At 60.1% G+C, this 15,082-nt stretch carries 16 protein-coding genes; 5 read left to right on the top strand and 11 right to left on the bottom strand.

The window, feature by feature from the left end; genetic code table 11:
- Positions 1-5 precede the first annotated feature (5 nt).
- From BJI67_RS04065 to BJI67_RS04055, 3 genes are all read right to left on the bottom strand, one after another.
- Complete coding sequence (locus BJI67_RS04065) at positions 6-1,355, bottom strand: heterodisulfide reductase-related iron-sulfur binding cluster (protein WP_070071946.1); 1,350 nt, start codon at positions 1,353-1,355, stop codon at positions 6-8.
- A gap of 69 nt (positions 1,356-1,424) precedes the next feature.
- On the bottom strand, positions 1,425-2,093 hold the full coding sequence (locus tag BJI67_RS04060) for a 4Fe-4S dicluster domain-containing protein (protein WP_070073941.1): 669 nt from the start codon (positions 2,091-2,093) through the stop codon (positions 1,425-1,427).
- 154 nt (positions 2,094-2,247) lie between these two features.
- Positions 2,248-2,592: a rhodanese-like domain-containing protein gene (locus BJI67_RS04055; RefSeq protein WP_070073940.1), complete on the bottom strand. Its 345-nt coding sequence runs from the start codon at positions 2,590-2,592 to the stop codon at positions 2,248-2,250.
- A 196-nt stretch (positions 2,593-2,788) separates the two neighbouring features.
- On the opposite strand from BJI67_RS04055, the gene BJI67_RS04050 reads away from it, so the two are divergent.
- The 5 genes from BJI67_RS04050 (at position 2,789) to soxZ (ending at position 6,064) form a co-directional block, all read left to right on the top strand.
- Positions 2,789-3,094, top strand: coding sequence for a hypothetical protein (locus BJI67_RS04050; protein WP_070071945.1), 306 nt, complete (start codon positions 2,789-2,791; stop codon positions 3,092-3,094).
- A 58-nt stretch (positions 3,095-3,152) separates the two neighbouring features.
- Complete coding sequence (locus BJI67_RS04045) at positions 3,153-4,607, top strand: beta-barrel assembly-enhancing protease (RefSeq protein ID WP_070071944.1); 1,455 nt, start codon at positions 3,153-3,155, stop codon at positions 4,605-4,607.
- Positions 4,608-4,835: 228 nt separating this feature from the next.
- Complete coding sequence (soxX, locus tag BJI67_RS04040; protein WP_197513303.1) at positions 4,836-5,213, top strand: sulfur oxidation c-type cytochrome SoxX; 378 nt, start codon at positions 4,836-4,838, stop codon at positions 5,211-5,213.
- A 21-nt stretch (positions 5,214-5,234) separates the two neighbouring features.
- Entirely contained in the window at positions 5,235-5,705 is a 471-nt protein-coding gene (gene soxY, locus BJI67_RS04035) for a thiosulfate oxidation carrier protein SoxY (RefSeq protein WP_070073939.1), read from the top strand.
- 41 nt (positions 5,706-5,746) lie between these two features.
- A complete protein-coding gene (gene soxZ / locus BJI67_RS04030) occupies positions 5,747-6,064 on the top strand; it encodes a thiosulfate oxidation carrier complex protein SoxZ (RefSeq protein WP_070071942.1) in 318 nt (105 codons plus the stop codon).
- Between the two features lie 172 nt (positions 6,065-6,236).
- On the opposite strand, the gene BJI67_RS04025 is transcribed toward soxZ, so the two are convergent.
- The 8 genes from BJI67_RS04025 to BJI67_RS03995 form a co-directional block, all read right to left on the bottom strand.
- Positions 6,237-7,550, bottom strand: coding sequence for a tetratricopeptide repeat protein (locus BJI67_RS04025; RefSeq protein ID WP_197513302.1), 1,314 nt, complete (start codon positions 7,548-7,550; stop codon positions 6,237-6,239).
- Between the two features lie 109 nt (positions 7,551-7,659).
- Complete coding sequence (locus tag BJI67_RS17260) at positions 7,660-7,914, bottom strand: hypothetical protein (RefSeq protein ID WP_156782018.1); 255 nt, start codon at positions 7,912-7,914, stop codon at positions 7,660-7,662.
- A gap of 206 nt (positions 7,915-8,120) precedes the next feature.
- Complete coding sequence (locus BJI67_RS04020) at positions 8,121-8,762, bottom strand: anti-sigma factor family protein (protein ID WP_070071940.1); 642 nt, start codon at positions 8,760-8,762, stop codon at positions 8,121-8,123.
- Positions 8,740-9,381, bottom strand: coding sequence for an RNA polymerase sigma factor (locus BJI67_RS04015; RefSeq protein ID WP_070071939.1), 642 nt, complete (start codon positions 9,379-9,381; stop codon positions 8,740-8,742). Before BJI67_RS04015 ends, BJI67_RS04020 begins: the two co-directional genes overlap by 23 nt.
- A 117-nt stretch (positions 9,382-9,498) precedes the next feature.
- Positions 9,499-10,737, bottom strand: a complete 1,239-nt coding sequence (locus tag BJI67_RS04010; protein WP_083250619.1) for a molybdopterin-dependent oxidoreductase — start codon at positions 10,735-10,737, stop codon at positions 9,499-9,501.
- Positions 10,738-10,820: 83 nt separating this feature from the next.
- Positions 10,821-12,215, bottom strand: a complete 1,395-nt coding sequence (locus BJI67_RS04005; RefSeq protein ID WP_231940895.1) for a GTP-binding protein — start codon at positions 12,213-12,215, stop codon at positions 10,821-10,823.
- Complete coding sequence (locus tag BJI67_RS04000; RefSeq protein ID WP_070071938.1) at positions 12,142-13,629, bottom strand: Era-like GTP-binding protein; 1,488 nt, start codon at positions 13,627-13,629, stop codon at positions 12,142-12,144. Before BJI67_RS04000 ends, BJI67_RS04005 begins: the two co-directional genes overlap by 74 nt.
- Before the next feature lie 31 nt (positions 13,630-13,660).
- Positions 13,661-15,067 (bottom strand): ATP-binding protein, encoded by a 1,407-nt coding sequence (locus BJI67_RS03995; protein WP_070071937.1) that lies wholly within the window; start codon positions 15,065-15,067, stop codon positions 13,661-13,663.
- Between the last annotated feature and the right edge of the window lie 15 nt (positions 15,068-15,082).

Here is a 15,082-nt window from a genome sequence, read left to right as displayed (position 1 = left end):
CTGCATTATGCCTGTCCTCCGTATGCCAACTCGGGGTTATAGAGATATTCGATGTTGCCCTGCTCGACTTCCTTGAGATATTCCTGGAAATTCTTCTTCGCATCCGACCAGGAGATCCCCATCTTCTCCACCAGGTCTTCGCAAGGGGACGCGTGCCACTGCAGCTGCACGATCTTGAACGGGTCTGCACCGCAGGCCAAAGCCGCGAACTGGACGTCCGCCACGATCGGGATCGAAAAGTTCTGATCGTGCGCCTTGCCGATCCACTGGTTCTTGTCCATGGTGGTCACGCAACCGGTATCGTTCGCCAGCATCACGTCGGCGTTGGCCTCTTCGCGAGCCACGCGAATCTTGCGGTCCATGGTGAACGAACGGGTAAACTCGCGCTCGGAAATGATGTGCCTGAAACCGAAGCCGCAACAGTCGTACCAGGTCGAATAATCGATAACCTGCGCGCCAAGCGCCTGCGCCACGGAAGTGATGATCGCGGTACGGTTGCCACCGAGCACCTCGGGATCGTACACCGCGTCCTCGTGCACCATCTTGTAATAGTGGCAAGCGACGTGGGCGGTCGCGCGGATGTTGGAAACGTCGATCTTCTGAAGCTCGGACGCAATGCGGTTACGCATCACATGTACCCACTCGGAGTAGTGCACGATCTCTTCGGGGATCACCAGCTTGCCGTCGACCAGACGCCCCAACTTGCCGAGGATCTTGGTCACCTTCTCGCGCAGCTCTGCAGACTCGACCAGATACTTGCGGATCTCCTTGTAGTTGCCGAAAGATGTCCCGCAGTGGACGAGCGGGAAGAAGTGACCCAGCTCGAAGCCGTGCTGCTTGCCGGACACATACGCCTGATGGAAGTTGCGCAGGAATACGGCCGCCAGTGACTCAACATTGCCGATGCCGGAACCGTGATAGTTCCAGGCCGTGCATGAGGTCTGATCGGTCTCGTCCAGGTAATCCTTGCCGGGCACGTAGCCGAACTCGTTCATAAACCACATCAACGAAGTCGGATAACCGGGAATGTTGCCGCATTGACCGCAGGATTTGTGATGCCACAACTGCTTGGTGGGCACCTTCTTCTCCCACCCAAACAGCGTCTTCACAATCTTGGGATCGTGCTCGTCGCCGATGCGATGGATGATGATCTCGCCTTCCTTCTCGAGCTCATACATATGTTCGCGGACGTCATCCATCCGCTCGCCGAGATCGACCGTGCGACGATCGACGTGCTTGCGTACCCAATCCGTGGCGCGCACGGCTTCCTCGCGGGACAGATTGGTTTCCTGGAAGAAAGAGCCGTGGCCGGCGATACCGGAGTCAGGGCTGCCATTCTGATCAGTAGGTTTCATAACGACACTCCTTAAAATAAGGTCTTCACCTCTCACCCGCGCGCCATGCACAGGCAGAGCGGACGTGGTTCAATCGTCGTCTTCTTGCTCTTCGAGCCACTCGTCGTACTCTTCGCGCTTCTCATCAATGAAGTCGTCGATGACGTCGAAGAGATTCTCGTCCATCAGCTCGAGGGATTTGAGCACTCCGGTCATTTCCCAGATGGTGTACATCTCTACCGAGGTCTTGAGGGAGACTTCCCAAGCTGTTTCCACTGTCTGCAGAGTCTTGACGGGAATCGCCTTACGCAGAACAGTCAGATCACCTTCCACTTTCTGGATATTTGGGCCCCAGTCAGGGAAATGGTCAGGCTGGATCATATCGGGAGAGAGCTGATTGCCCGTGGTGATGAGCTTGAGCATCACACGACCGAATGGGCGCAAAACGTCCTTGGCGGACTGCATCTCGTGCTTGATGGCGACCTCACGCATGATTGCGACTAGGCCACCCGGGGAATTCTTAAAGGGGCATCTGGCGGCACACGTCATGCACTGCGCACAGGCCCAGATTTTTTCCTGCATGGCATCGTAGATCTGCTCGACGTTCTCGGTCCACAGCAACTGGACAATCTCACGAGGGCTGTAGTCGTAGAAGTGTGCCGCAGGGCAGGTCGCGGTGCATATACCGCAGTTGAGACACCCATTGAGCTCGTTGTCGTACCGAAAATCCCCACGAATATCATCGTAGATTTGCTGCATTTCAGCGTATGTCGCCATACAAGCACCTCACTTACGGATTATAGGCCAGCTCCTCACTGGACATGATTTGACTGTCTGCGCTCCCGACGGCCCGATTGGCCCCCACACATAACTTTGGTGACAACGACACACACGGGTGGGTTCCTTGATACTTTCAACCTGACACCAACTCCGGCGACGCCAATCGATTACCAGCCGAAACCCAGCCCATTACGCCAGCACGCAGATTGTACACCTCGCCCCCCTGGCGCTGCGCCACGAAAGCACACGCCTGAGCGGAGCGGGCTCCGCTTTGGCAATAAAACACGACCCTAGGGCGCTCCGACACCATGAGCTCATCAAGTTTGACGGGCAGCAGGTGTAACGGAATCAGCTTCGCACCTTCAATCACACCACGTGACATCTCAGCAGGAGTCCGCACGTCCACTAGGCACAACGACTCACCGTTTGCCATCCACTGTTGCAAGGTACCGGCATCAACCTCTTGAAATCCGTACATACCGCCTCGCTCCATCGGCATGGAATTAAGAATATTAACACATTCTGCTTAGCAGACCGAATTCAGGTCAAGCCCTTGGACTCGTAGGATTGTCGCTTATTAGAATCTGGTGTTACTCTAGTTTACTTTGGTGGGCGCGGCAACGATACGCTGCGCCGCCAGGCTCAACTATCCCAACTTTGCAGGAGTCTAGGCAGTGGACAAGAGCAGCTTCCGCGAAAACACCCGCTACGCCATAGCCCTTAAGGACGAGAAGGGCAAGGTACGCCCAGCCAATATCTATGTATACAAGCTCCATGACGACTTTATGGTCGCCCGCTTCACGGACAAGTCAGGCACACTGCACAAGATCGCCTATGGCGACGTAACCAAGATCGTAAAGTCCACCGAAGTGGACCCCAAAGCGCGATTCTTCGTGCCCGAGATCCTGCTTGCCGCAAAAACCTGGCAGGGACGCACCTCCATGCAGGCGTACGGCTCCAGCCCGCGCGTCGGCAAGTAAAGCATCCCACCCTGCACCGGAGCGCCAGGACTACCCGGGCGCTCCGGAAAGAAAACCAATGGGCACCATACGCGCCTCAGCGCTCGCCCTGCTCGCCCTGGCTCTAGTCCCGAGTCCAAACGCTCCCTTCGCGGCAGAATCACCTCCACTCACCCAGGAAGCACTTCCTTCGCTCGGCGAAACCGCCAGCAATGCCCTGAGCATTGAGCAGGAACGCCGTCTTGGACAACGCGCATTGCACGAAATACGCCAGCAGATGCCCGTGCTTAGCGATCCCATCGCGAACGCTTATCTCAACAGCTTGGGCGACCGACTCACTTCCAATGCCCCTAATGTCCGTTTCCGTTTCCGCTTCTTGATCGTCGACTCGCCTGAAATCAACGCATTCGCTGCGCCAGCCGGCATCATAGTGATCTATACGGGACTCATTAAAGCAGCCAGCAACGAAGCCGAACTGGCTGCGGTTATGGCGCACGAGATCGCGCATATCACACAAAGGCACTTCGCACGCACAGTGGCCGAGCACGCACGCCTGAGCGGCCCCACCCTTTTGGCTGCCCTAGGTGCCGTACTGGTAGGCCTCCATGACCCCACGCTCGGACAAGCAGCGCTCGCCTCGACTATGGCTGGCGCCGCGCAGCAGCAATTGAATTTCTCACGCAGTCACGAGCTAGAAGCAGATGAGGTAGGCATTAGGATGCTGACACGTTCGCATCTGGACCCCAATGCCATGGTCGATTTCTTCGCTACGCTCGCCCGTGACAGCCACCAAAGTGAGAGCGGCATACCCGCATTACTGCTTACGCATCCCGCCACCTCACACAGGATTTCGGAAGCACGCAATCGCAGTAACCAAATCTCGGGGGCCGGCAGGCTCTCTCGGGACAGCCGGCGCTTCCGCCTATTCAAGGCCCGCATCGTTGCCTTGACCACGCCACCCGACGAACTTCTCGAGGGTCCGCACACAGGGAAGGAATCGCCGGCCCAACAGTACGCGCTGGCACTCGCACTCCTGCGAGCCGGGCATGCTAATAAGGCGGCGCTGCACCTGGCCGAACTGCATCGCGCTCATCCAAAATCAATCATGCTCAGCATCAGCCTCGCAGAGGCATGGACTGCCGCGCGACATAATGCCGCAGCTGTGACGCTACTACGTACTCTCAACGAACTGCATCCGGGGCAACCTCTGATAGTCGCAACCCTGGCACAGAGTCTTCTGGCAGCCGGGCAGGCAAACCAAGCCCAGACATTGCTACAAAACCAAGCCATTCAGTCCGGATTATCGGCAGACATGCTCCACCTGCTCGCCAAGTCTGCGGCGACGGCAGGCGATGACGCCGGTAGCCACGAAGCTCTGGCGAGATATTACGCCAAGCAAGGCGAACTGAATTCCGCACTAAAGCAGATCGAAATAGCCTTACGCGCGCCAAACACCAATGCAAGCACCCGTAGCCGATTGCATGGGCTGAAAACCATCTACGAGCAAGAACTCAAAATCTCGAACATGGAATAAACGCACGGCTGCCAACGTCTTCCAGCACAACGATTCAACGAGACCTGCGCCATTAGCCTTGCACGGTGTCTCCAGACGGAGCGTCTTCCTTGCTTTGCGGGGTGTCCGAGATATAGTAGTAAGATGCGCCGGGTTTAGGATCACCGGTCGATGATCTACCCGCCCCGCATGCATCGACATCCAATAACACCGTTACATTACAAGGCTATAGAACGAAGGAGGCTGACAATGCGGCATCCCGCAAAAATGTTCTCGAACATGGTATCCGTGGCAGCACTGCTCGGATGTTTGGGGACCATACCAGGCATAGCTCACGCCAGCGAACCTACGGCCGCCGATATCGCCGCAGGCAAGGCTCTCGCTTTCAATCGCGCGGAAGGCAATTGCTTAGCATGCCATCAGATCAAAGGTGCCAACATGCCTGGCGACATCGGACCACCATTAGTAGCGATGAAACACCGATTCCCTGATCGGGAAAAACTGTTCGCACAGATATGGGATCCGCGCCACAGAAATCCGAATACAACCATGCCTCCTTTCGGCGCCAACCATATCCTGACGAAAGCACAGATCAATAAGATCGTCGATTTTCTGTACACCTTGTAACGAGAGATGGAGCATCAACGCATGAATATGAAACGCCGAGTTTTTCTCCGGGGCTCATTGACAGCTAGCGCTATCGGCGTGGCCGTCGGAGCCGGTCTGCTGACCCCGCAGACCGTCCTTGCTGCCTGGCCCAAGGATGCGTTCCACACCAAAAACATGAAGGAAGCCATGAAGATCATCGATGGTACTGACGCGGTAGCGAGCGGGCATGTCACCGTCCACGCGCCCGACATCGCTGAAAATGGCGCCGTCGTGCCGGTCACCATTTCTTCCGAACTCAAGGGTGCCAAGACGGTTTCCATCTTTACTCCGGACAACCCCTTCCCGCTGAATTCCAGCTACGAACTGAGCAACGGCGCGATGCCGTACGTCTCCACCCGTATCAAGCTGGCCAAGACGATGAAGGTGATGGGCGTCGTTCGCTCCGCTGACGGCAAGCTCTACAGCGCCAGCAAGGAAGTCAAGGTAACCATCGGCGGTTGCGGCGGCTAAGTTCCGCCCGACGGCATCCAAATTCGAGAGGAAACGACCCAATGCCTAGCAATACCATCAGAATCCGCGCGAGTGTCAACGGCGGCGTGACTGACGTCAAAAGCCTGATCAATCATCCAATGACGACTGGTCTGCAGAAAAACAAGAAGACCGGCAAAATCATCCCGGCCCACTTCATTGAGCAAGTGACGGCCGAGCTCGACGGGAAGCAGGTTTTCGTCGCCAACTGGAGTATTGGTATATCCACCAATCCATTCCTGTCATTCAAGGTCGAAGGCGGCAAAGCTGGCCAAAGCCTGAAGCTCAGCTGGGTCGACAACAAGGGCGAGTCGGACTCGATTACCACCAAGCTGTCGTAAGCCAGTTTCGCGTGCCGGGAGCGGAGCGTATTTCTGAGTTCCCGGCACGCCTCCTACCCTAATCCCCTTGCGAATAACGTATAAAGATCGGGGATGCGCAGGCCATACAATCGGCGCCAAGCTTAAATATTCGACACACATAGAAGTGCGCGGGAAGAAACGCAAGGGGCGTTCAGAAGTAATGTTCTATCTGTAGCGAATAGCGGTCGCTATCGTACGAATAAATACTGAATGTCGAATTAGCATGGGTGTGTTGATACTCGCCGACAAGATACCAGCGAGGAAAGAGTCGATACTGCGCGCCGAGCGATTCAAGGTAGCGGTCATCAACACGGGTTTTGCTAACTAAGGTAGCACCCTGCAAAGTGACGTCCGGTGAATCGTAGCGACTATGCTGGTAGCTGAGATGGGTAAACAACTTGGTACGCGCTGTCACGGGCCAATCAGCTCTCAAATACAACTCATTGCGAGTCGGCGAAGCACTGTAGAACTGGGTGCCTATCGCAAGGTTCGATCTTTGATTCCACTCGATCTCGTATCCTGTACGCAAATCCAACCCATTCGCGTGCCAGCGCAACTCCACCCTTGCCTGTTGTTGGCTGCCGGACAGATAAGCATAGGTGGACATACCTGTAATACGACTATATCGATACTTCAACCCCAATCGCCAATGATTGGGCAATACATGCCACCCTTTTAATTCCAGCGAGTTGAATTGTTCGAATGCCGCACCATGCAAATAACTGTAATTAACGTACCCAGCCCCTTCGGTAATCCAGCCCGATAACGGCTGGCGATACGCCAAGCCTACGCGCAATAGCGTCTGGTTGTAGGTATTCAGTGCGGGATAGCTGACATGATAAACCGTCCCGATCACTTTCAAACCATGATCGGGTGTCCCTGTGATCTGACCTATCGCCCCAGCCAGGAATTGTACGAAGGAAGAACCCTGACCGGCCGCTGCGATCAAGCTCGAACGTGACAACAAAGACACGTTGTTGTCGTAACCGCCGCCCAGATTGGCGAAACCCACCCAGCGCGCAACAGGGGCTGAGGTAGGATGGATGCGCTGCAACTGCTCGTAAGCAAGCGCACGAATCTTGCTCGAGGTAGCCGTTTTTGCGGCGAGCTTAAATTCAGTCTCGGCTTTTGGTTTTACACCCTTGCGCAAGGCAATCAGGCCCAAATTGTAGTGGGCCAGAGCTGTTAGCGATGGATCTCGGCCCAATAACTCGAACTCACGAGCGGCTTCGTCATACCGCCCAAGCTTGAAATAGGTCGAGCCAAGATCATAGGTAAGGTTATTCGACTGGATACCCGCAACACGCGCATGCAGAAATTCCGACAACGCGATTTGGTAGTCTCCAGAACGAAACGCCGTGACACCTTTACTAAAGGCATTCATACCTATCGTCGATGCCTGCGCAGCATCTACCGACAGTAACATGCAAATCGACAAAGCTGCCGACGCAAGCTTGAGGCGCATTAAACACTCCCTGTGCAGACGGACTGGCACGCAAACACGGAAATCTGACCGCATTCGATCCGCCCGGCCATGTTTAGACTAAGCTTTGATTATATTCAACTGTTGCAGCTTAGTCTGAATCACCTCCCTGGTCATCCATCGTCTGTGCACTTTGTTGAGCCTGGTTCAGCAATTCCTGTGATTGTTGCTCCACTGGGCCGGTTTCCTGATGCAGGCTTTCAGATTGCCCGATTACTTTTGACGGATCGGCATCGGAACCGGCATCACCACGCACATCTCCCCCTTCATGGTGACCGTCTCTATGGAGCAAATCACCTTGCACCCGCCTTGCCGATTCAGGTAGTGCAATTTCATGCTCGATCATTGCTGGAAGATCCTGCGATGGTCCGGCGACGCTTATCGTAACATCTAGTCCCTGGCCAGCAGCAAAACAGGGTAATGCGTACACCAATGCCCCACCAAGCAGTAGCAAGCAGGCGACATGGTGCGGTCGATGTGAATTCTTAGTGTAATGATGCATCAAACCCATTCCTTAATCCCTTCCAATCCACCGCCACCCTCAGCGCCGTATCAAATCTTCGACAATGTGCTGTGCCCCTTAACGTGCACGCCGATTTGGATTTCCCTCGCATACTGTCCGTACTGCACTTCAGCCCTCAAGACACCATGGCCAGGTCGGTCCGCAACCAACGGCAGGCTCAACAGGTTCCTGCCCTGTTTAAGCCGACCGTGCCAGACGATCTCACGTTCGCCGGGATGGCCTGCAATCTCGACGCCCGCCGGGAGAATGACCGTAAAGCGCACGCCCTCCACCTGCTTGGAGGCATTGAACACGAGTCGGATCGTATCCTTACCCTCGGCGAGCTGAACCACAGAAGCACTATTGTGCTGGGCCTCACGCTGCACGCCGATGCCGATGCCAATACCGGCCAACAGGCTAGCGGCGATGGCCAAGCCCATCATCCGCTGGCGCAGCGGTTTACGCTGCGGCTGCTGCTTCACGGCAGCGGCAAGGACCTCACTGGCAAAAGCCTTGCGCATCGGCGGCACAGGCAGCTGACGGAGTTCGTTCCACACCCGCCGCTCCCAACTCAGATGCTCACGGCAGGCGGGGCAAAAGGCCAGATGCTCATCGACGTCGCGACGCTCCTCGGCCGCCAGCGTGCCATCCAGATACCGATCAAAACGCCTACGATAGACTGGGCAGTTCATCGGTCATCACCTCGTCCAAAAAATAGAGATCCCTCTGTCCCACCTTGCGGGCCATCAGGCTGTCCTTGAGCGCGCGACGCGCCCGAAACAATCTCGACTTCAACGTCCCGACCGGCACGTCCAGCGTTTCCGACAGTTCGACCAGGCTGTAGCCCTCGACATCGTGCAACATGAGGACTGCCTTCTGTTCTTCGTTGAGCGCCTCCATGGCCTCCATGATGTGCTGGCCAAGCAAGCCATGCTCCACGCTTGTCTCGGGCCCTGCTTCATCGCTGGCGATCCGATCCCAGACGCCGGTGCACCCACCGTCTTCCTCGTGTTCCGCATGCGCATCCAGGTGTCCATGGGGGCTGCGCGCGTGGCGCCGGCGCCCATCTACGAACAGGTTGTACAATGCGCGCATCAGCCAGGGACGGAGGACATCGATACTGGCCAGTTCCGCCGATTTCGGGTACAGCTTGATCAACAGATCCTGTACCAGATCCTCAGCATCTTCCTGGTGTCCGGTAAACCGGTAGGCGACGCGATACAAGGTCTCGACGTGCGGCGCCATCAGCGCCTCGAAGTCGTCAGGCGGCAGCGGCCGGGTGAACCATTTGCTGAGTCGTTGACTGTTCATCACCTAATCGACACGCCGGCAACGCCAAAAGGGTTCCATCCACGCATGCGTCGGATGATGAACAATAGATATGCTGGATTCAAGGATAACGGGGATTGATCGACTACCAGGCCATCGTCAAAACCCCGTCTTCACGCTGCCCAGATAGGCAGCAGCCGGATAACCCTGTTGTTCCCATGTGCCCGCAACCGGATGCGCCGTGGCAACGACCCGATCGACCCATTTGACAGACTTGTAACCATACATGCCAGGTACTACCAGCCGCAGCGGGAAACCTCCACGCGTCGGCAGCGGCGTACCGGCTATGCCGTAAGCGAGCAGCGCGCCCTGCGCATGCGCCTGCGCCAGACTGAGGCAGTCAACGTACACGCCGTCTGCCGAATAGAAGACAAGGTATCTCGCCTCCGGTCGCAAACCCGCCTGCGCGAACAGCGCATCCATGGTCACACCGTCCCACGGGACATCGGGGACACTCCAGCCGGTAACGCAGTGAAAGCTGCTGCGCGCGTGCGTTGGCCGCAGCGCTTTGATCTGGTCGAGACTCAGCGCCGTCGGATGCTCGACCAGCCCGCCTATGGACAGCCGAAAGCCCACCGGATCGACCTCGGGGTAGGCGCCGGTATAGCTGTAATGCTCGGGAAAGGCCCATTGCGCAGCCGCATCACTGGTGGCCATGCTGTCGGCCCCGCCGGATGTCGGATCCGGCCTGCGCCGCAGACCCGCCAGCCCCAGCAGGCCAAAACTGGCGCCCACCAACGACACGCCCATGGATAGGAAACGACGCCGGGTGAAATCGACCCGCCAGTTCAGCGGATGGCTGCTGCGCTGGAACGAGAAGGTGCGCAGAAACGCATGCACCAGCAGCCACGCCAACAGCGCGTACGCCACCCAGCCGTGCCAGCTAAACGCGATGGCATTCCAGTACACGGGGAAGGTCGTGTCGAACCACAGCACGTAGCCGCTAACGCCGAGAAACAGGCTTCCTGCAGACACCAGCGTCCAGTCGATCAGTCGCACGCGCCGCACCAGCCGCGGCGACGACAGCAGCGAAAACAGCAGGGCAACCAGAAAGGCCGTCCCCAGCCACACGTGCAGCGCGTAGATGGTCTGTAGCCAGGGCAACAGCACCGCATGCAGATCGGGCAGATAGATCGCCACGCCGCTGAGCATCAACTCGATGAAGGACGCCAGCAGAAACACGTGGACGATGCGCAGCGTCCATGGCCAGGTGCGCCGTCGCAACCAATCGCCGAGCGCCGGCCAGCGAACGGCCAGGAATTTGTGCGCCAGCAGGCCGATGCCCAGCAGACCGAGCGGGACAAGACCCCAGAGATAAACAGGTGACGGCACGCTCATTGGATTCCCCCGGGTGACGGCCGCATGGCCGCGTTCAATCCTTAGACGTTTGAACGGGGAAAATATTATAGCGATTTAGTCGGTTATTTTTCACCTGCGGGCTTACGCCCCTTGAGCCGCGCCATAATCTCCACGCGCGCCTCGCGCAGCATCGAGTCGCGATCCAGCGAATCGAGGATCTCGCGCACCATGCGCTTGGGCCCGCCCTCGCCCCAGGACTTGCCGGCCGCCAGATAACGTTCTGCCGCGCGGCCAACGACGTAGGTTGCAAAATAGGCCACCGCGCCCTGCGCGGTACCCGTGGCCAGCGTGGAGAGGCCGCCGCTGCCGAGCTTGAGCAGTCCGGCCACGAGGTTAAGCGTCCACGCCGTACCCATCAGCGCCGCGAGCTGTGCTGAAATCACCGCCACCAGACGGCCCGCCTCCACCCGCGAGAACGGCATGCCATAGACCCGGCTCAGATGCACCACCATGCCGACATCCAGCATCACCGCCGCCACCAGATCGGCGCCCGGGATCGGATTGAAACCGACGGCCACCCCCTTGGACAGGCAATACAGGCGGATCACCCGCTCGCCGATCGCCTGCTTGGTCGCGAGGATGCGTTCGGCCACCCGTTCGCTCAGGCGACCGGCGAAGAGACCGGCGTTGAGCGCCGCCAGGGTCTTGCCTTCGGCCTCGAGCACCGCCCACAGGCGCAGCTTGAGTTCGTCGACGTCGACCGGCGGACACACGCGTTCCTCGGTTTCGTGTCCCTGCGCATCCACGCGGATGCGGATGCGTTCGGCGGGTGCGGCGGAGGTAAGCACCAGCCGCTCCTCGGGCAGGCGGCCCTGCAGACGCGACAGCAATACCTGACGCAGGGTCGCGCGCTCGGCTTCGGTATAGCGGTCGGCCTTGTTCAGCACCAGAATCACCGCGCTCTGCTCGTGCATCACCCAGCCCAGAGCCTCGTGCTCGGCCGCGGTGATGTCACCGTCGACCACGAACAGCACCAGATCGGACTCGGTGGCCACCTCACGCGCCAAGCGCTCCCGCGCCTCGCCGGCCACCTCGTTGATGCCGGGCGTGTCGATGAGATAGACGCCACCGGCGTCGAAGGACTCCCAGCAGGCCTCCTCGCTGCGCCGGGTTTCGCCGTGCAACGGGCTGGTCGCAAAGCGCTGCTCGCCGAGCAATGCGTTGAGCAGGGCGGATTTGCCCACACTCACCCGCCCGAACACGGCCACGTGCACATGACCGTGTTCGATCTTGTTCAGCAGGCGCTGGACGCGCGCGTAGTCCTCGGCCAGTTCCTCGCGCACACCGGGAGGCACGCGCTCGTCCTCAAGCAGTTCGCGCAGGCTTTCGCGCGCCAGCGCCAGATGGCGCTCGCCGCCCTGCCCCGAGGTTACGTCTGCCCCCTCAGTCTCCGCGTCCGCGCTGATTCTTGACCAGCCACTCGGCCAGACGCCGCGCACGCGCTTCCAGATCTTCACCGAGCACCTCCCTGAATGCCTGGTCGACCGCGGTCTGATTCAGGCGACCGCGGGTTTCCAGTGTACGCGCCAGTGCACGCCCCAGCGCATCGAAGATCAACCCGTAGGCAATCGCCTGCACCACGCCGCCGACCACCGTGCCGAGGCCGGGAAAGGCCTTCAGGCCATTACCCACCACGCTCAGCACCAGCGGCATCACCCGCCCGACGCGGGTCTGCACGCTCTTGAGAAACTGCTGGATGTCGATCGTCTGCACGGGAATCTCGTACAGCTCGCACAGCTCGCGCACCAGTGCCGTGCCGATGTAACCCTGCACCAGCACGTCCGCCCCCGGCGCCACCGTGGCCAGCGCCGCGAGGGCGGCCTTGCGCGAACTGGATCGGATCACCCGGTCGGCCGCCTGCCGGCGCCAGTCGCGCTCCGCCACCGCCAGTCTTTCGGCGGCGAGGGCGAAGATCGCACCGTCGCGCAGCCGTTCCAGCAGTTGCGGATCGCCGTCGACCGCACGCTGCAGCGCATCGCGCAACGCCTCGACCTCCGGTGGCCCAGTGCGCAGCTCGCGCGTCTCGCCGCCGTCCGGCAAGGCCCGCAGCACCTCTCGTTGCGCGCCCGCGCTGACCGCAACGACCGGCGCCGCCACGTCAGCCGCGGCGAGGCGCTCGCGCAGACGCGCGGCCACGGTCTCCAGCTCGGCCGCACTGTAGCGGTCGCTCTTGTTGAGCGCGAGCAACAGCGGCTTGCGCAGCGCGGCCAGGCGTTCGAGCACGGTCTGCTGGCTGCGCGTGAGGTCGCCGTCGGTCACGTAAACCACCAGTTGCGCGCGCCTCGCCTCTTCCGCGGCCAGCTCGTCCAGCTCGCCGCCGACCTCGCCGATGCCGGGCACGTCGGCCAGCACCAGCGCGTCGCCAGCCGGGCTTTGCCATCGGTAGTGCCGCACCTCGCGGGTGACGCCCGCCTCGACGCCGACCTCCGCCTCGGCACCCGGAATCAGCGCGCGGATCAGGCTGCTCTTGCCGACGCTGACCTCCCCGAACAAGGCCACATACAGATGGCCCGTGGCACGGCGCGCACCGAGTTCGGCAAGCTCCGAACGCGCTGCGGCGACATCGATACCACGCGCCTCGGCGGCCTGCAGACGCGCCTCCAGGCCGGTCTCGTCCAACGGTGCATCCGACAAGTCGGCGGACGCACGGCGGGGCGAACGCAGCAGACGGTAGAGCAGCCAAAAACCAGCGCCGAGGAAGACCACCAGCAGCACCCCGTAGGTCACGTAGACCCAGGGCGGCAGGGCCGACAGGCGTTGCCAGACCCGCAGTGCGAGATCGGTGATCGCCAGCGACAGCAGGAGCGCCAGCAGCAGCACCAGCAGGAGGCCGAGCGCGAGCAACTGACGTAAACGAGGGGTCAGATTCATGCGCCGATTGTAGCGAGCCGCGGCGCCGGCGTCAGAGCGCCGGGAAATCCAGCGTCACCGCGAGTCCGGGCCCCGCATCGCCCAGGCTCACCGTGGCACCATGCAGCTGGGCAACGGCCTTGACCAAGGCCAGCCCCAGCCCATTGCCGGGCGAACTGCGCGCGGCGTCGAGGCGCACGAAGCGTTGCATCACCCGTTCGTATTCGGAGCTAGGGATGCCCGGCCCGCTGTCGCTGACCGTCAGTTTCACGCGCCCGACCTCGCGTGCCAGCGTCAGTCGCACATGCCCGCCGGCCGGCGTGTACTTGATCGCATTGTCGAGCAGATTGCCCACGGCCTGGGCGATCAGATCCCGGTGCCCATCGACGCGCGCCTCGGCCACGGCCTCGATGTCGAGGACAAGACCGGCTTCCTCTGCGAGCGCGCCGTACAGCTCGCCCAGATCGGAGGTCAGCGCAACCAGGTCGACCGGCGAGAAATCCCTGCGGCGCATGCCGGCCTCGGCCTGCGCGATGCTGAGCAGGGCATTGAAGGTCTGGATGATGCCCTCGAGATCCGCCACCGCACCCTCGATCACCTCGCGATACTCCGCCGGCTCGCGCGCCTCCAGCAGGGCAACATCCAGCCGGTTGCGCAACCGCGTCAATGGACTGCGCAGATCGTGCGCGACATTGTCGGTCACCTCGCGCATGCCGCAGACGAGCTGATCGATGCGGCTGAGCATGGTGTTGAGCCGTTCGGCCAGTTCGTCGAATTCGTCGCCGCGTCCGGCGACCGGGATGCGCTGCGACAGGCGCCCGGCCATGATTTCTCCCGCCGTCTCGCTGACCGCCTCCAGCCGACGCAGTACGTTCCGCCCCATCAGCACGCCACCGAGCAACGACAGCAAGGCAATCACGCCGACCCCCCAGGCCACCAGTTCGAAGGTGTGATCGGCCAGCTGTTCCTCGTTGCTCAGGGCCTGGCCGATGAGCAGGGTCACACCCGGTTTGAGTGAGGTAGCCAGCGTACGTACATCAACATCGTCATCATCTGAGCGCTGCGGCTTGGGGATGCTGCGACTATCGAGGTTGATATAGCCGAAGCCCGCACTGCGTCCCAATCCTTTCGGCCAGGCGAGAAAGTTGCCCGCGAGCTTGTGATCGCCCCCCCCAAGAAGCAACCAGAAATGCCCCCCGCTGACGTCGTTGCGCGCCCGCTTATTCACCGTGATTGCAAGCGCCGACAAGCCACCCTTGCGATAGTCATGCAGCAGTGCGCTCCGCTCGATGGCCAGGGCCGCGTCCACCTGAGCGGTGATGTAGCGCGTGGTCGACCAGTAGATCACGCCCAGGGTCACGGCCGTGATCAGGCTGTAAAGCAACGCATAGAACAACGACAGCCGGAAGGCCGTGGTCTGGAACAGGGTATAGCGCCTGCGCCGCGGGTTCGGCAACATCGCTACTACCCCCGA

This window comes from Acidihalobacter aeolianus (assembly GCF_001753165.1).
Classification (GTDB): Bacteria; Pseudomonadota; Gammaproteobacteria; order DSM-5130; family Acidihalobacteraceae; genus Acidihalobacter; species Acidihalobacter aeolianus.
The sequence above is the reverse complement of the archived record's forward strand: the minus strand, read 5'-3'. Positions and strand labels throughout refer to the sequence as shown.